Source organism: Shewanella sp. SW24, from assembly GCF_025653395.1.
In the GTDB taxonomy this organism is placed as follows: Bacteria; Pseudomonadota; Gammaproteobacteria; order Enterobacterales; family Shewanellaceae; genus Shewanella; species Shewanella oncorhynchi.
Window position 1 is genome coordinate 187,676 of sequence record NZ_JAKKSH010000004.1, and the last position, 15,862, is coordinate 203,537.

Below are 15,862 nucleotides of genomic sequence, written 5' to 3' on the forward strand. Positions count from 1 at the left end.
GCCTTTCAGTTATTTAATCCGCACCCGTTTGCCTGCACTGATGGCATCGCTTAAGCGGCTGCGCAGTTTGTCGAGATAGGCTTCGATGTCGTCCGGTGTTTCAATGAACATGTGGCTGGCGCCCAAGAGTTCCGTCGGCGAGACAATTTCAATCGGCTTGGCGGCAGGGGCTTTTGGTGTAGTTGTTGCCCCCATTGCTGCAGCTGCGCTTGATATCGATGCGCCGCCAGCTACGGCTTGTGATCCTGTGCCGGACAGCAATGACGGCTCAGTCACCTTAGAGTCCTGCTGCATTTGAGCCTGCTGCACAGCGCTGTACTTGTTGATGATGTCAATGACATCATCTTCTAGTTCATCGGCTTGTTTCTCAAGACTCAACATCTCGTGAAGCGAGTGGCTATGAGCTACCTTTTGCTTGAGGCTTTCGAAGGGATGCAGAGCGCGATTGCAGAGCTCATCTGGCGATCCTTCCAGCAAGTTGACACAGCTTTGCTTAACCGTACCAATGCTAACCACTGCGGCGTAACGGCGGCTCTCAATCAAACGCTGATTGACGCGTTTTAGGGTATCAATGTGAGTTGCGACCGTACGCAGCTTAGCATAGGGCGCACTGGCCTTGGCGATAAGCTCAAGCTCAATTAAGGCATTGGCGGCTTCGGCATCAAGTTCCAAGGCATGACGATTAGCGGCAAATTGTTCACCAATAGCACGTTTTAACTGTAGCCAAGTATCAAATTGGCGGGTAAAGAACTCTTCGACTTCTTCAAATTCTTCGGAAAAGTCTTGTAAATCTTTGCAGTCGCTTTGTAATTGTTCGATTAGGCTAAAGCTGTTGTTTTGCTGCTCAAGCAAGGTTGCCACCAAACGTGTCCCTAGCTCCAATACCGATTTACCTGGGCAGTCTGACAAATTGGCTTTTTGAGTAAACTCGCGCAGCAGCGATTGCCAAGCTTTAAGCTCTTCTACTAATTTTTTAGCCAGCTCTTTTTCATTGGCTTCAAAGGGCTTATTAAAAATCTCTTTTCCCAGCTTAGCCGCTTTGCTAATTTGCAGTTCGGAGTGTTGTCTAACGCGGCGTAGGCGCAAGGTCGCGTAACTTCGCACTGAGGTAAATTGCTCATAACTGCGTTTAAGGGGTAAATCCCCGGCTGGTGTAGACAGCGCCACTTTACCTTGTAGTACCAGATGCGCTAATTGCAGTATCACTTCGTCACGGTTCCAGCCAAAAGGACGGCCAGTAAATCGCTCCAGCATATCTTTTAAATACACTGCCTTATTGGCTGAATCAGCAACATCAAGGAATAGCGAAATTTCCTGCTTTGCACCGGCATTAGGATCTTGCTCTGTCAGTCCAAGATTGAGCTGTGCCACATCATCGGCGGTGACGACGGCCTTAAGCTCTTGCAATGGTGCGTTGCCTGAATTTTTAAGCAAATTAAGTTTTTGGAATGAATTTTCAATTACATAGGAAAAACACTCGTCAATAATGCTCACCATATTGGCGGCTTTAACATTGAGTTCGCTGCCAAGGGCATAGCAAGGCGCTTGCTTAACCAGATCTTCAAAGGCCAAGCTTAAGCGTTTGCGACGACTGGTGTTTTCCATGGCTTTTTCGGCGAGCAATTTTTCTTGCTCTGGGCGCTGGCCGCGGATTCCTGAGAGGAATTTTTCGGTTTTAAGCCATGTGTCAAACTCATCCCACAGGCGCTTATCGCTGGGTAATCGTAATAGCACACAACCCTGCCCTTCACTGCTCATGGCTTTGCAGGCTTGCTCATGGTAAGTGTCGTAATTGGCATCCAAGGGGGAAATCACTTTGAGCACTAAATCGGTTTGCAAACTGCCATCAATTGGGTGGCCATTACAGAACCGGCTTAAGGGATAATCTTGTTTATTGACCGGATAACGGTACTGACGCTTGCCGCCGAGGACCTCGTCGAATACCAGTTTCGCCAGTTGGCGGTTTTCTTCAGTAGACTCTACTTGGGTGTGCTTGATTTCCTGTTCGATGGCTTTCTCATCATCGGTGAGGAACACGTACTCATCGCCGTTACGGGTGATCAGTAGCTGATTTTCCAAACGGTTAAGGCTGGCTTCAATCCGACTTTTTAGGGCGACTTTATCGGTGTCGATTTCTTCAATAGACAACGTCACCAAATTATCTAAGGTCGATTTAAGAATATCGACATAGCGAATTAAAAACAGCGTTTTTAGAATGCATACATCGTAAGGCTCTAGGGTCTTTTTCTCAGCGGCCTGCTCGAAAATACGTTTGACGTTGGTATCTAGAAACGACTCGATAGCGGGATAAAAGGCATGAAACGGAATGAGCACACCTACGGATTCTTGCATAAATTGCCGCGCCGCATTTTGAAACGCATCTAACAATGAACGTTCACCGCGGGAGAGGTGCTTACCTGTGGCGCCGACTTTACGGATAGCCTCAAACACCTTCTGCACTAATAAATATTGATAAGGTACAAACGGATAATGGTCGACAAATTGGACGTTATCCTCAAAACTATTGAGCTCTACCGTGGTATTACTGTCAAAAGCGAGTTGGTTTTTGAGGATATCGCCCTTCCTGGCATACAAGGCTGCTAGTTCATCTTTGGCTGTTGGACTCTTTTCGAGCAACCTAGCTTGGATCACTTCACTGGTATTAGAAGACGAGAGTGAAATCCGTGTATGGAAACGGCCTTGAATCTTTGAAAAATCTTGGCCCTTTTTAGCACTGAGATCACCGAGTACGGCATCAATATCTTCCTGCGAGGTAACAATAACCCATGCCCGGCCACCACAGGCTGTGCCAAGGTTTTCAGTGATGGTTTGCAGTTTGAGCATCATCTGTGTGTTGCTACCAATAAACTGCCCTACCTCATCGACTAAAAACAGAATCCGCCTATCGCCACAGCGATCTAAATACTCCCTTACCCATTTGGCGAAGTTAGCAATATCGAGGGTGAACATGGATTCGAGGTTTTCCATGCTTTGAATTGAGGATACTTCTGACTGCCCTGTGGCATGTGACCAAGCAATTGCCATTTCGTCACGGCAGAAACCATAAGCATCGCGCTCATCTTCCCACTGTTCGCCCTTGACCTCAAAAAACTTGTCTTTAAAAGCTTGATATTGACCGCGTTCATCGAGCTCGCGCTCAAGGTGCGCAATATGGGGATGATCGGCGCTGTACCCTAAGCGCTCGTTAAACACTCGCAGAAACACTTTGAGGATGGCATCTTCTTTATCTTCGGTATCGGCACGACTATCGATGTTAAACAAGATCACATCGGTGTCGCGATTCACGGCGGCGTGGATATCGCTAAACAGCAGGCTGTCGGTGATTTTGGATTTGAAGAACTCTATCGCAGCTCGGGTTTCACCCTTGTTAACGGCCTTTTGATTACCCAGCAAATAAGACAAAATTTTAATAAAATGCGATTTACCCGAACCAAAGTAACCCGAGACCCATATACCAATTTTACCTGCAACAGCAGGATCATCGGGATTGGCTATACCTGGCAGGTAGGACTCAAAAAAACGGCGTAAGTGGCGGTCAAGCTCTCGGGTGACTACATATTCGTCCAGTTCGCTCCAGACAATTTGTTCATCGAGCTGATCGGCTTTAACAACGCCATTGATTGGACGGTCGAGCTCTTTGTTGAATAAATCTTTTAATTGCATAATGTCTTCCCGAAAATGACGGTTCAGATTTTTATCTGGCATTCCGTTGCTGGTTTTTATGGTTAAGTCTGTTTATTCGCATCGTCGATATGCGTTTAGTTCAATAGTGCTTGGCTCTAGGGACTAACGGGAACGCCCGATAGTAGTTTGCCTGTGAGATCTCAGCAGAATCAACATCGAAGGGGTATAGCTCAAGCCCCGTATAACGTCCTGGGTACATCAGCACCAAAGGGATTTGTGCCATTTTGGCGTGCAGTGCATTTAATAAGCTGTGACCTCTAAGTAATGGCCAACATTGCCCAAGGCCTGATAAGACAACAAACTGTGGCTGTAATGACTGAACTTTATCCGATAGTTGACTAGCTACTCTGCCTTGTTCTAGCGGTCCCTTGAGGGCCTTTGACAGTGCTTCAGTGCCTTTTTGTATTTCCATTTCAAAGGCTTTATCTAGAAGTTTTCGGCTTCGGAGCATTTCGATGATTTCTTCGAACAGATTCAGATGTAGTAATCGATAACCCTGACGCTCAAGCTTACCTAAAGTGCTGGCCAGATGGTCTCTTATCATCAACTCGTACTGAGGAGGATAATCGAAAATATAAAAACCAATCTCGCCACCAAGTTCTTGATTGTTTAAAAAGCTGTCACTCTTGAGGCGCTCTTCTATCGCATCCAATCGCGTCAAAAGCGAAACTTTGCTTTCCTGCTGCAAGTTCATCGTGCACCTTCCATGGCATTAAGAATATGGGTGCAATCGAACTGATTACACCAATCAGTAAGCTCGGGTTGCAGATAAACATTTTTGAGTTTTTTACTGCGGCCAGACTCGAGAAAGCCTGCATCCGCAAGGATTTTGAATATATTCGAGCCAATTTTTTGGATCGAGGCAGTTGAGTACTTTTCAAGACCCTCGATTACCCTAAATCTTGAGTTAATAAATTCCTGCCAATCATCTAATCTGAGCACTTCGCGGTACATGCGCCGCGCGTCAGAAACGGTTGTCATCATAAAATCTGATAGCACTGGTGATTGTTTCATCACCGCAAATAACAGGAGCTGATTAGCTAGCTCATCTTGAGCAACCTCGAGGTCAGTCCAAAACGCTTCCCCTAAGGGCTCAATACGTTTTCGGACTGTGCTTGCCATCCGTTTTGCGCTGTGAACTGAGGGCTTTTGTAAGATATTTTCATCAGCAATGGCTTGTAGCCATTGTTGATCATTTGGGTGTGACTTAAGTAGCTTGGCGATAACCCTACTTTCACGGAGCATGATGCTGCCACCGATAATGTCGCCTAAGTATGCTTTTGCATTCATAAAATTGGACTTCCAGAATGGGAGTTCATCCCAGGTGCTAATACGAGATTTTCAACGCCGTAAAGTGCCTGATGATTTTTGAGCGCCAGATGTAGCTCTGGCCCAGTAAGCGTATGCCCTTGGCTGCAATCAACATTCCATAATCTGAGTAAGTAACCTGCCAAGGCAGCTCTGATATCAATTTTTAACGCGCCCTGTTCCATTTGATAATCCCGTTCAATCGCTTCCTTATGATTAATGGTGGGGTGAGGGACCAGTTCCAATTCCACGATGCGATTCCACTGTTTGTCCTTGGCTTGCAGCTCATGTTCTTCAGGCTCATCACCATGCAGATTGGCCGACTCAATACGACTCAGCACAAAATCACGAAATTCGTTACTCGTTCTGTCAAATGCACGAACATGCCAGCGAAGACCAGTATCGACCAGCGTATGAGGCACAATCTCGCGCACCGATTTACCCGATGATAAGGAGTGATAAGTGATCTTCAGCGTAGAGACTTTATAAATACCCTCACTGATGACGGCGACAATATGGATAGCAGGACGATTCAGACGATATGGACTTTCACAGGTGATTGTAGGAAAACCTTGCCTTAAAAAACCATCACCAAATCCTTGGCTTAAAGTGGCTAAAGTTCTGATCACATCAAAATCGAAAAGGGACAGAAAGGACGCAGCCTTGAGATGTTGCTTACGCTTTTCATCATAAAGCACATTTTGCGGCGCAATCTCTTTATAACGGGCAAAGTCTTGGGTCGCAACGGAAGGGGCAATATTGAAGCGCTCGATAAGATCCGTTCGCCGGGCTTCACCTTTGAACATTAACACAAAGTCAATGTGAGCAAGTCGCTCGCGCTGCGCAAGAGTTAAACTATCCACAGTTAATTGAGTCAAGGTCTATCCTTAGTATTCTCGCGTGGAAATACAACAAACTGAGATTTATTATACAGCCTACCGAATTTAAGTAGGCTAATATTACCAACTAGTTTATCCCGCTGCTACATCTATCAGGTGTTAGATTGTGATTTAAAGCAGAAATTTAGTTTTTTTTGGTGTGTTGAAATATCAATTAAGTATTCATAGTCTTAACTCAATTCTCCCTGCTCCCTCTGCGCGATCCTTTCCAATATCCACCCTTGTATTTCACTTTCTACCCATGCAACGGCTCTACCGCCCAATGTCACGGCTTTGGGAAAAATACCTTTATCGATGTACTTGTAAATGGTTGAACGAGCTAAGCCAGTGCTGTTGATAACATCTTTTAATCGAATAAGCTTTATGTTTGGTGTCATGCTGAACTCTTGGTAATGGTTTCATTCCATTACCTATGCCAGTAATTTTTAACTTTTCCAAATCTTTTCAGATATATATCACTCCAGTGCATAAGCCCATTAACGCTTTCAAGGAGCTTGATATGTCAACAAAACCAATGCATCCCCAATCAGTAAAGCCCCTCTCGCTAAACCAACTGATCAACCAGTGGCCGCAGACTGCCGAAGAGATCCTCGCCTCTGCCGCCAATATCATTGCCGAGCGCTATGTGAAGAAGGACGCCTATACCAACCCTCAAGCCACTAAGGATTTTTTAACTTACAAACTCTGCGGTTATGAGCGGGAGGTGTTTGCAGTGATGCTGCTCGATAACCAGCATCAATTACTGGAGTTTAAAGAGCTGTTCTTTGGCACTTTAGATGCCGCCAGTGTCTATCCACGGGAGGTGGTTAAGGCGGTATTGGCCATCAATGCAGCAGCGGTGATCTTTGCCCATAACCACCCGTCCGGTGAATCTGAACCTTCAACTGCAGATAAGAACATCACCAAACGGTTAACCGATGCATTAGCACTTATCGATGTGCGCGTGCTTGACCATATCGTGGTAGGCCGCTTGCCGGTGTCCTTTGCTGAGCGCGGCTTACTTTAGCCAGCGTTTAAACCTGCCACGCCAAATCAAGGAGTCCATCATGATTGAATTTACCGACAGCTTTTCTCAGGCCTGTGTCGCCGAAGCCTGCGCCGCTTTTCCTGAACTGCGTAACCGCTTAACAGTTGAGCTGATTTTGCCGATGTTTGTGCGGCCGCTCAATGCCATGGGCCAAGTGATTGGCAAGCCAGTCGTTGCACCACACCGCGAGCTACATAAAACCGTATTATTTGTTTTTCACCGTGATGTGGTTGAGCACTTGCCCAAGGAGATCAGCTTTTGCCGCTATGTTTGCCCCTGTGATAGTTATGGTGTGCCAAAAGGTGAATGGCAGCGTGTGATCAACGGGGTGTACTTTAACCATGGCAGTAATGAACATCCTAATTGGAGCGTACACACCTAAAGACCGTTACCTGTCATCACACACTCCACTAGTCGGCTGTATTAACCGCTCTTACTAGCACTGGTATTAATCACTGATCTCGCCAGTCAGCTAACGAGCACCCTACTCCCTAAAGTTCTTTTCAACCATTGAGGTCACTATGACAACGCTAAAACTTTTTGATATCGAGCACGCCTGGGGCTTACCCCGTAAAGTGTCTCCCCGCTTTGGTGCAAGGCTGATTTTACGTGGTCTGCACTTGGATTATCTCCATGACCGTGCAAGCTTTGTTGGTGAATTTCCACCAGCAATTAAACAACAATTTGTCGATGCCTTTCCGACCATGGTTAAACAGCTTGAACGGCTGGTGGCCACCGGCGAGATTGATGCCACTGAGCAGCACTGCGTCACCATTGAGCACGCTGGCTTTACCTGTGAGGCCGACACATTAGGCAGCCACGGCTATTTGTATATTGCGATTTATCAAACCGAAGATAAACCACTGACCACCAGCAACCTCGCCCTCACTCGATAACCCGTTCATTATCGTAAGCCAGTACTAATCCGTTAAACATAACCACCAAACTTTAATCTCCCAGCTCAAAAGCTTTAGCAAGTAGCCCTTAGCGAATCACATTAAACCGCTTAGCCAACACTCGTTCTATTAACCAAACCGCATAGACAGCAAAAGCCAAGGCGTGACTGCGCCTTGGCTTTTGCGTATGCCCGTTTTTAAATAAGGAATATTCCATGACATTAACTATCAAGCGTAATCAACTGCCAGCGATGCCTGATCGTTTTTACCAAGTGATTGAAAAGGAACTGGCTGAAGTCACACCAAAAGACGCCAACGCCATCACCCTTAATTTTCGCGATCCAGATTACAGCGCCGAAGCCGGTGGCTTTCATCCCGTCGAAGTGCGGCTTGAGAAACAGCAAGATCACTGGCGTTTCGTCTACGTCACCGACTTTGCTTTTCGTGGCCATCCCTTCCCTGAACTGGTTAAAGACATCGATATCTGCTTTAACAGCAAGCAGGTCTATTGCCTGTTTAGTGGCTGGATTACTGAGCGGGAATCACAGGGGCTGATTAAGTTGTTTAGCGATAACTTTGTCAGTTACTACCAGATGGAAGCCTACCAGGTGCAGGTGAGTATGGATTAACCCGCCTCGCCCTCATTTCGCGCAAGCATCCTAACCATATCTACCTGTTTTTGCCCTATCGCAATCAACGGGCCAAGCACATCAACCCACGCCCTTGTAACCTAACTCATTACGTCAAGTCTATATCGTTAACAACCTACCCTGCTCGCAACGCCTATCGTTCGCGGGCTTTTTGTTTTGGAGTCCACCATGAAAATACATAGCGAAACCATCCTGTCACTGCCAGAGCCTTTTTATGAATTGTTGGAGCAGCAACTGGCCGCACTCAATAACCCGAGTCTCAACATCGTCACCCTGAACTACCGCGATCCCGACTACAGTGCACAGAGAGGTGGTTATCACCCAGTGGAGATCAACCTCTACCGCCAGGGGGATTGCTGGTATCTCAATCACTTCACCGACTTTGCTTACTGCGGCGGGCCCTTCCCTGAGCTTGAGAAAGAAATGGAAGTACTGTTTCAGGAGAAGCAGGTCTACAACAGCTTCTTTGGCCGCTGTTACATCGAGCAAGCCGACAGCTTGGTGAGGTTGCTGCTGGAGAACTTCTGTAACTACGTGGAGATGGAAGTCTATCAGGTTCAAGTCAGTGCCGACTGAACGTGGTGCCCACAAAGGTATTTTGGGCACCAAGCAACGCAGGCCCGATGCGGGTTTGCAATGTACTGGTGCCCACATTGATGACATAGCTAATTGAGGGAACCAAGCATGAACGAAGTCGAGGCGGTCAAGAACCGCGACACCATCAAGCTTATCAGTTACCTGCTCGAACGTCACTTTGGTGAGCAGATGGCGGATGTCTGGAATATCGGCCTTAACCTGGCACTGCGGATCTCTGACTTACTGGCGATCAAGTTCAGCGATATCGACGGCGACCGCTTAAATATCATCGAGCAGAAGACCGGTAAACGCGCCAGCATCAAACTCAATCCGAAGACGCTGGCGTTGATTGAGGCGATTCACCAACGTCACCCCGAGCATATCTACCTGTTCCAATCCCACCGCTCGAGCCAAGTCAAAGACCAGCAGGCCCCCGCGAAACCACTGACACGGCGTGCAGTCGCCAAAGCATTTGCCTTTGTCGGTGACGATATCAAGTTAGCCCTAGGGACGCACTCGATGCGTAAAACCCGCGGCTATCACCTGTATCAAGCCTGCAAAGACATTGGCCGGGTGATGCGCATGCTGCGGCATCAGTCAGAAGCGGTCACCCTGCGTTATATCGGCATTACTCAGCAGCAAATCGATAAGGACTTTGTCGAGTTGGAAATCTGAGTCAATCACACGTCCATTTCACCCGATTCAACCCATTAGCAGATGCGACCTAGGGGTATCTGCGTTGTTTTTCTTGGAGTCCATACCATGTATACATTTCATCCCGGTGATCATCTGGTCACCAATATCGATCCGCTTGGCTTAACCGAACACCACGGCCTTTATGTTGGCTATGGTAATGTGATTCATTTATCTAAACAGGGCATCATTGAAGAAATCGACCTGCAGCAATTTTCGGGTGGCCATAGTGTCAGAGTGAAAAAGTCCACGCTGTTTCCTCATCAAGCCATTGAGCTAGCTCGCAGTAAGCTGGGTCAGACTCCATACGGCGTTGCGACGAACAATTGTGAGCACTTCGTCAATGAATGCTTAGCGGGAACCAGCACCTCCAATCAAGTGAGTAATCTTACCCACATTGCGCTGCAAGGCTCTGCCAGAGCAGGCTTACTGGGGAGCACTGCGTCAATGCTGGCCTCGGGGACTGTCGCAAACGTCGTGTTAGCTTCTACCGCCATCAAAATGACCGGTGAATACCTAGGGCTACCCGATAACGTGAACACACTGCTAGGGACGCCAGGGGATCTTATTGCCAAGCCTGCCGAATGCCTACTAAAAGGCACCACCCAAACCCTGGGTGAAAGTTATGCTTGCTTACGCCAAGACGAGATAACTGATGCTGGGATCAAACTCGTCACCGGCAGTGTAGAAACCGGCTTAAACACCGTGTTGACGACAGTAGAAGTGGGCATCAATGGCGTAGGCTGATAGCCGATGCATGGCATTGGCTTAAGTCTTAATACTTCAGCTACGGTATTGAGTGCTAAGTCCCCCATTAGCCAAACCCTATAAACGAAGCGGCATGCCGCCGCTATCGTTTTCCTCCCTCTTGCTTTTATGCTAAAGATTAGCGTGATGACGGCGTAACATGTTTGCCCAGTTAAGTGATACAAACTATCTTCTATCATCCTTGAGCTTATGGCGTTGCTCGTGCAGGCAAGTAAACGTGTAATCATTATTTTTTTGTACTACGTTATGCTAGGGTATTACCTAGTAGTACTAAGCATTACCTTTGGAGTAACAGATGAGCACAATCAAACCCGTGTCGGTTAAATTAGATGCCGATATTAAAGCCAGAGTCGAGCATTTAGCCGAAACTCGCAAACGTTCATCACACTGGATGATGCGTGAAGCGATCCGTGAATACGTTGAGAGAGAAGAGAAACGCGAGGCACTGCAGCAAGAAGCGTTACGCGCATGGGAAGAACACCAGACATCAGGCTTGCATGTCACCGGTGACGAAGTGGTGAGTTGGCTGGAGTCCTAGGGAAGTGAAAATGAAAAGGCTGCCCCTACCTGCCACAAATAGTCTTCACTGCCACTGCGTTAGCTGATTTAGAACGCTGACCTTTAGCTCTTCGTATTTAAGCCTGACGCTCGATGAATTAACTGACCGCTTTACCTTTTAAATTTAGACTGTATCACTGATGATAAAAAAGGCCTGTCCAATACTAAAATAATCGCCATAATATATCTGCAGCTCACTCCACTATCAATTAGGAGATAGATAGACTTCCGAGTTAAATACACTAGTCTCAAAAACCCTAATTTCACCTGCAGTCAATGAATGTGCTAAATTCGATAATTTCATGTAATTTTTATCATCCCAATGTTCCTCCGGTACCCATGTTTTCATTATTGGAATGCCTGAGTTTTCTTGACGAACAAAAGGTATATAGCAATTTCTTGTAACCACAACAAAATCTTCAAATTTCACATCGGCATCTGAGTAAATCATTCTAATTGTATTCTCATTAAATATACCTGCTACCGTATCAACAACGACTTTAATGCTCTGTTTACTATTACGAGTAATCATTCTTGCCATTGCATGCTCAGATATATACACTAATGCTCTGATACAATATCCATCATTTCGCATAGGCCGTTTTTTATCCACTATGTGGGAGCAAAGTGGATAAAAATGTTCATCTTTTGTATATTTATAACCTTCTATGTCAATAGCCGTGGCGCCAACATATATATATTCTGTTAGCTCTGCGGTTTTTCCCTTGTTAAAAGTTTTATGTTCAATCAATAACTCAGACAAAGATTCTCGATTGATATCAAGTTGTAGTTGATAAAAATTTTTCAATGTTTTATTTTTTCTTTCAAACGCTAAATTATGCTTATCATTCACCGAATTAAAAAGCTCTCTGAGCCGTCTAAACTCTCCTCGTATAAAAGCCTTTGCAGCACTTTCGTTAGATATTTTGATTAGTTTACTGTTATCCATATACACTCCTTTGCTAACTAAATAACATATAAGTAACGTCACATAAATTTTGTAAATTCTGGACTCGAAAAATACCTATCAATATCTACCTGACTACAGCTACTCGTTTGTTCATGGGCCAACAATTTATCTATTGGAATTATCACACCTTCAACATCTGTCGTTGACGTAGCTTTCAGCCTAAATGCATACCCCGAATCTTCACCAGATTCCCACACAAAGACGCATGACACGGAACCATAATCATCCCATTTTTTCCGACACGCCCTTTTCTTCTCAACAAGTTTAAGGCTCCATCAGGGCCTTTAATAGCCATTTCTACCGATGAATGTCGTGCTTTTCGCCATGGACTGCGAGTATGAATAGCTCGATAGTTTATCGTCATTGCTTTGCTCCCTGCCTCTATCGGTTGTTTCGTTTAAACCATCTATTATTTTAGCAGGCTTCATATCAAGGCATGTCAAAAAATTCACAACAAGTGACCGTCTTCGTTAGCTAGTTTATTGTAATTCCGAAAGTGGTCGTCCTATCTATGGCAATGACTATTGTTTTAGGGAACTGCTTATCGACTTTGGTGACACCGGTTATCTGGCAATGTACCAGTATGATGGCAGCGAACGATTGACCGTGTTGTGTACCCGCCACCAAAAAGAAGCCGGCTATTGATCTGGCTGCGCAACGGAGTGTTCTAGTGGACTATGTCTCAAGTCTGCAGTGTGAAAATGCCATTGCTCTATATGAACGCTAAAGCAAGGGAGCTTAATCCCTTGCTCATCACTCCTTTATTTTGACTCACTCCACCAGCAACCTCATTTAGTAAGCGAATCACTTGGTAATCATACTGATACGCGACTACAACCAAAGTTGTGATTGCCATTCCCATAAATTTTCGTGTCAGTTTTAGCAAAATAACTTAATCTTTTAAACAAGTCTTGGTAAATGTAAGTGAAATCAGCTTGGTTACGACACAGTAAATATTGAGCATTTTCTGGGAAATGGAGCAACCCTTGAGCATTGAAAATATCTAACCTTAGTGCACTCGCCCAAGCTTTGTGTATTCTGTTATACATATTAGCCCGACCCAATTCAAACTTTCCTAAACTTTTATACGCATGGCCATTGAAGAACAAACAGACATGGTAATGACACTTATCCCTTCCACTCATCTCTTTAACCCAAATGTAAAATAACTCACTTGCATGAACCTGACCGTCAGTTGTGTTTCGTAGTTTCGCCTGATAATCCGCTTTTAACTGAGCCTTCAACGATTCGAAGAAACGGGTGATCACTGCTGTATCACCCGATTCAAACATATCAGGAAATCGTAGATCAACTCTTACCGCAAATACCTTTGAATACTCCATAACCACGCCATTTATAACCTTTGTAATTTTATTCAGAAATTCTTCAATAGCACCATTCTTAAAAGAAAGTGTTTGCAACCCATCATATCGAGGTGTTGTTAACACCGTTAAATTCCTATTAAAAATACTATTCATAACTCACCCTCCCTTTCCCATCATTATTTAAATGGTGTAGTTAACCACTCAAAATTAATACACTAATTTTGATGAATACAAAACACCCAAGTAATACACCAAACAACCAAATTAAAAGCACTAAGCAAGCAACATATAAAACGCAGATATAATACTATTAAAACCCTAAATAAAAATTATCGAAAACCAAACAGGCTAAAACGATATTTGAAATTTAGATAAGTAAAATCACTATAACTAACAGTTATCACCACTCTGAATTAATATGCATAGTATAATAAAAATTAAAGCGATTTATTGTGATTTAAAAAGTACCGTTCATGAATAGCGCGCTATATTTTCATCTTATTGAGTATAGTCAGTTTCTTGATTGAAAAACAAATCTATTACCATAGTCTTACCTATCATAATTTCTGCCATTGGATTACTTTGCTTTAGATAATCTAATGCAGCTTGTAAGTCGGCTTTTTTACGAATACAGTTTGGACCGTATTGTAAAATATAATTTTTCCTTATTTGTGTTATTCCAGAATCAATAAATGGCTTCAGCCAATCGTTCAGCGCATATGCATCTAGCACATATTTAGGCGGAGGACAAAAGACTCGCATAAAATCTCTTGAGAAATAACTTAACAACTCAACGGCTAACCACAAGGATTCTACAGATATTTCAAAATCGTCCGGATGTTCGAAGCAATGGATCAAGGCTGCAACCCTAGCAATGTTCTCTGGCACCTTAGATGCGTGGTCTTTTGCATATTCATACATGCCACCGGGGGCCATTTTAGTTTCGATATCATTGTAAATATTCCACCAAATCTTTTCAGCTGCCGAAGAAAAAACTACCTTTGTTCGATGCCGATAATCAACTAATCTAAAAGACTGCTCGAGTAGTTGTCTAATCCTGCAATTAAACTCTTCAATACCCTCACGGGAATACTGATAACCATAAGATTGGCGAAAACCACAAGTAGAAGGTGGAGCGCAAACCAACATCCGAGATAGAAAGCCATTATCACGAACATTAACGTTAGACTTATTCAAAAAGTTCTGTAACGTATCTGGTTGCACCATGATATGCATAGATAACCGAATATCGATTAATTTAAAAGATGGTGAGGTTTTTCGATTTACCGTCATATCATCACCACTCCACATCGGGTTAAAATTAGCAGCGTTGCTCATAATCCTACTTTTAAATATTAGATCTCCTTCACTGGTGCCAAAAAACACATTAGGCAAATCATTTTTTAAACCATCAAGTAACGCTTCACTGGTGGTATCCTCATATATCACTCTAGGGGCTCGAGGTTTTGTAGGTTCTTGTTCTGATAATGCCACCAATTGCTGGATCGTCTGTTCATTTTCAGCATTATCCAGGGTAATAGCCTTTTTTAATTTTGCTTTTTTTTCCTTATGTATATCCATCTGAATGTTGTACTCTTTTAAACTTTTCTGATAAGCAGCCTCTTGTTCTTTTTCAATACTTTTAATCTCTCCCATGAACAAGTTATCAACGGTCGATTTACGTTCACCCGATTGTGCTATGGTCATTACCATGAGTGATACGGGAGCGATTTTCCGAGTAGGAATTTCAACATTGAACACCCCTTGCATAGCGGTTGCCATCGACGTTAACTGACAAGCCAAGGTCATACCATCGGGTGCTTGCAGCAATTCTCTTGCTTCTTCAAACGCTTTCTCCATCTTAGGAGCGACGGTTAGACTTGGAACATAACCGTAGGAGATTGGAAATAATTTCTGGTAATAATAACTATTCATAATTCACCTTCATTCTATAAGTTAGTCAAATTTTTAAGGTCAGCAAAATCTTCTACCTTGCAGCCACTGTTTGACTTCTTGCATGTACCAGCCTACGGCACGAGCGCCAAGACAAACTTTTCGCGGAAAAAGTGGATCAAACCTTGGGGATTTGGAATTGAGTTTATCGTAGATAGTTGAACGCGAAAGCCCTGTAAGCTGAACCAAGGTCTTCAGTCTAATAATGGAATTGCTTGTGAGAGTTGTGTTCATAATCGTCCTCAGAGTTGTGAATAAACGTCTACAACCCTGAGATTAGATGGTTATCAAGCACTGAAGGATCCCCTCATAAATCAGCCATAGCATAGCCATATTTGAGCAACTGATTGGCGAATAATACCCAGGCCGCCAGCAATTCTTTCTCCGTGATTTGATAATCAGGCCGCCTGAGTACCTCCAATCCCAAGCGAATCGTTGAGAGTACCGTTCGATGCCCAATGGTATTGGCCTGAAAATGCTTATCCCAGCCCTGTTGCTGTGCGTGTAAACCAACTAGCCACAACAGGCATTGAA

17 protein-coding genes and 1 pseudogene are annotated in these 15,862 nt (G+C 44.4%); 8 read left to right on the top strand and 10 right to left on the bottom strand.

Annotation, left to right across the window (positions count from 1 at the left end; all coding sequences use genetic code 11):
- Positions 1-9: 9 nt before the first annotated feature.
- The 5 genes from brxC to L5M17_RS05830 all read right to left on the bottom strand — a co-directional run bounded on the left by brxC (position 10) and on the right by L5M17_RS05830 (position 6,289).
- Positions 10-3,684 (bottom strand): BREX system P-loop protein BrxC, encoded by a 3,675-nt coding sequence (gene brxC, locus L5M17_RS05810; RefSeq protein WP_263145911.1) that lies wholly within the window; start codon positions 3,682-3,684, stop codon positions 10-12.
- 100 nt (positions 3,685-3,784) lie between these two features.
- On the bottom strand, positions 3,785-4,399 hold the full coding sequence (locus L5M17_RS05815) for a DUF1788 domain-containing protein (RefSeq protein ID WP_263145914.1): 615 nt from the start codon (positions 4,397-4,399) through the stop codon (positions 3,785-3,787).
- A complete protein-coding gene (locus tag L5M17_RS05820) occupies positions 4,396-4,995 on the bottom strand; it encodes a DUF1819 family protein (RefSeq protein WP_263145917.1) in 600 nt (199 codons plus the stop codon). Before L5M17_RS05820 ends, L5M17_RS05815 begins: the two co-directional genes overlap by 4 nt.
- Positions 4,992-5,891, bottom strand: a complete 900-nt coding sequence (locus L5M17_RS05825; RefSeq protein WP_263145920.1) for a WYL domain-containing protein — start codon at positions 5,889-5,891, stop codon at positions 4,992-4,994. Before L5M17_RS05825 ends, L5M17_RS05820 begins: the two co-directional genes overlap by 4 nt.
- Before the next feature lie 191 nt (positions 5,892-6,082).
- The gene (locus L5M17_RS05830) at positions 6,083-6,289 is read right to left on the bottom strand and encodes a helix-turn-helix transcriptional regulator (RefSeq protein ID WP_263145923.1); all 207 of its coding nucleotides are present in this window, start codon (positions 6,287-6,289) and stop codon (positions 6,083-6,085) included.
- Positions 6,290-6,411: 122 nt separating this feature from the next.
- Here L5M17_RS05830 and radC point away from each other — a divergent pair, with 122 nt between their 5' ends.
- The 8 genes from radC (at position 6,412) to L5M17_RS05870 (ending at position 11,060) form a co-directional block, all read left to right on the top strand.
- Complete coding sequence (gene radC, locus L5M17_RS05835) at positions 6,412-6,918, top strand: RadC family protein (protein WP_263145925.1); 507 nt, start codon at positions 6,412-6,414, stop codon at positions 6,916-6,918.
- 40 nt (positions 6,919-6,958) lie between these two features.
- Positions 6,959-7,321, top strand: coding sequence for a hypothetical protein (locus tag L5M17_RS05840; RefSeq protein ID WP_263145927.1), 363 nt, complete (start codon positions 6,959-6,961; stop codon positions 7,319-7,321).
- A gap of 139 nt (positions 7,322-7,460) precedes the next feature.
- The gene (locus L5M17_RS05845; protein ID WP_263145930.1) at positions 7,461-7,835 is read left to right on the top strand and encodes a type IV toxin-antitoxin system YeeU family antitoxin; all 375 of its coding nucleotides are present in this window, start codon (positions 7,461-7,463) and stop codon (positions 7,833-7,835) included.
- Positions 7,836-8,050: 215 nt separating this feature from the next.
- Positions 8,051-8,464, top strand: a complete 414-nt coding sequence (locus L5M17_RS05850; RefSeq protein ID WP_263145932.1) for a DUF2787 domain-containing protein — start codon at positions 8,051-8,053, stop codon at positions 8,462-8,464.
- 189 nt (positions 8,465-8,653) lie between these two features.
- Positions 8,654-9,061 carry a DUF2787 domain-containing protein gene (locus tag L5M17_RS05855; RefSeq protein ID WP_263145935.1) on the top strand — a complete coding sequence of 136 codons (408 nt, stop codon included), beginning with the start codon at positions 8,654-8,656 and terminating at the stop codon, positions 9,059-9,061.
- A 108-nt stretch (positions 9,062-9,169) separates the two neighbouring features.
- Positions 9,170-9,736 carry a site-specific integrase gene (locus L5M17_RS05860; RefSeq protein ID WP_263145960.1) on the top strand — a complete coding sequence of 189 codons (567 nt, stop codon included), beginning with the start codon at positions 9,170-9,172 and terminating at the stop codon, positions 9,734-9,736.
- Positions 9,737-9,823: 87 nt separating this feature from the next.
- Positions 9,824-10,501: a lecithin retinol acyltransferase family protein gene (locus tag L5M17_RS05865; protein WP_263145937.1), complete on the top strand. Its 678-nt coding sequence runs from the start codon at positions 9,824-9,826 to the stop codon at positions 10,499-10,501.
- A 316-nt stretch (positions 10,502-10,817) separates the two neighbouring features.
- Complete coding sequence (locus tag L5M17_RS05870; protein ID WP_263145939.1) at positions 10,818-11,060, top strand: CopG family ribbon-helix-helix protein; 243 nt, start codon at positions 10,818-10,820, stop codon at positions 11,058-11,060.
- Positions 11,061-11,285: 225 nt separating this feature from the next.
- On the opposite strand, the gene L5M17_RS05875 is transcribed toward L5M17_RS05870, so the two are convergent.
- From L5M17_RS05875 to L5M17_RS05895, 5 genes and pseudogenes are all read right to left on the bottom strand, one after another.
- On the bottom strand, positions 11,286-12,029 hold the full coding sequence (locus L5M17_RS05875; RefSeq protein WP_263145942.1) for a hypothetical protein: 744 nt from the start codon (positions 12,027-12,029) through the stop codon (positions 11,286-11,288).
- An 836-nt stretch (positions 12,030-12,865) separates the two neighbouring features.
- Entirely contained in the window at positions 12,866-13,528 is a 663-nt protein-coding gene (locus L5M17_RS05880; protein ID WP_263145944.1) for an inovirus Gp2 family protein, read from the bottom strand.
- A 345-nt stretch (positions 13,529-13,873) separates the two neighbouring features.
- Positions 13,874-15,310 (bottom strand): YfjI family protein, encoded by a 1,437-nt coding sequence (locus L5M17_RS05885; RefSeq protein ID WP_263145947.1) that lies wholly within the window; start codon positions 15,308-15,310, stop codon positions 13,874-13,876.
- Between the two features lie 39 nt (positions 15,311-15,349).
- Positions 15,350-15,562, bottom strand: a complete 213-nt coding sequence (locus L5M17_RS05890; RefSeq protein ID WP_263145950.1) for a helix-turn-helix transcriptional regulator — start codon at positions 15,560-15,562, stop codon at positions 15,350-15,352.
- Between the two features lie 73 nt (positions 15,563-15,635).
- Positions 15,636-15,862, bottom strand: a pseudogene (locus tag L5M17_RS05895) (IS4 family transposase); the annotation flags it as partial.

What these genes read in the sequence shown, in the direction of transcription:
- brxC (WP_263145911.1), bottom strand. Translation starts at nt 3,684, where the DNA reads ATGCAATTAAAAGATTTATTCAACAAAGAGCTCGACCGTCCAATCAAT.
- L5M17_RS05815 (WP_263145914.1), bottom strand. Translation starts at nt 4,399, where the DNA reads ATGAACTTGCAGCAGGAAAGCAAAGTTTCGCTTTTGACGCGATTGGAT.
- L5M17_RS05820 (WP_263145917.1), bottom strand. Translation starts at nt 4,995, where the DNA reads ATGAATGCAAAAGCATACTTAGGCGACATTATCGGTGGCAGCATCATG.
- L5M17_RS05830 (WP_263145923.1), bottom strand. Translation starts at nt 6,289, where the DNA reads ATGACACCAAACATAAAGCTTATTCGATTAAAAGATGTTATCAACAGC.
- radC (WP_263145925.1), top strand. Translation starts at nt 6,412, where the DNA reads ATGTCAACAAAACCAATGCATCCCCAATCAGTAAAGCCCCTCTCGCTA.
- L5M17_RS05840 (WP_263145927.1), top strand. Translation starts at nt 6,959, where the DNA reads ATGATTGAATTTACCGACAGCTTTTCTCAGGCCTGTGTCGCCGAAGCC.
- L5M17_RS05845 (WP_263145930.1), top strand. Translation starts at nt 7,461, where the DNA reads ATGACAACGCTAAAACTTTTTGATATCGAGCACGCCTGGGGCTTACCC.
- L5M17_RS05850 (WP_263145932.1), top strand. Translation starts at nt 8,051, where the DNA reads ATGACATTAACTATCAAGCGTAATCAACTGCCAGCGATGCCTGATCGT.
- L5M17_RS05855 (WP_263145935.1), top strand. Translation starts at nt 8,654, where the DNA reads ATGAAAATACATAGCGAAACCATCCTGTCACTGCCAGAGCCTTTTTAT.
- L5M17_RS05860 (WP_263145960.1), top strand. Translation starts at nt 9,170, where the DNA reads ATGAACGAAGTCGAGGCGGTCAAGAACCGCGACACCATCAAGCTTATC.
- L5M17_RS05865 (WP_263145937.1), top strand. Translation starts at nt 9,824, where the DNA reads ATGTATACATTTCATCCCGGTGATCATCTGGTCACCAATATCGATCCG.
- L5M17_RS05870 (WP_263145939.1), top strand. Translation starts at nt 10,818, where the DNA reads ATGAGCACAATCAAACCCGTGTCGGTTAAATTAGATGCCGATATTAAA.
- L5M17_RS05875 (WP_263145942.1), bottom strand. Translation starts at nt 12,029, where the DNA reads ATGGATAACAGTAAACTAATCAAAATATCTAACGAAAGTGCTGCAAAG.
- L5M17_RS05880 (WP_263145944.1), bottom strand. Translation starts at nt 13,528, where the DNA reads ATGAATAGTATTTTTAATAGGAATTTAACGGTGTTAACAACACCTCGA.
- L5M17_RS05885 (WP_263145947.1), bottom strand. Translation starts at nt 15,310, where the DNA reads ATGAATAGTTATTATTACCAGAAATTATTTCCAATCTCCTACGGTTAT.
- L5M17_RS05890 (WP_263145950.1), bottom strand. Translation starts at nt 15,562, where the DNA reads ATGAACACAACTCTCACAAGCAATTCCATTATTAGACTGAAGACCTTG.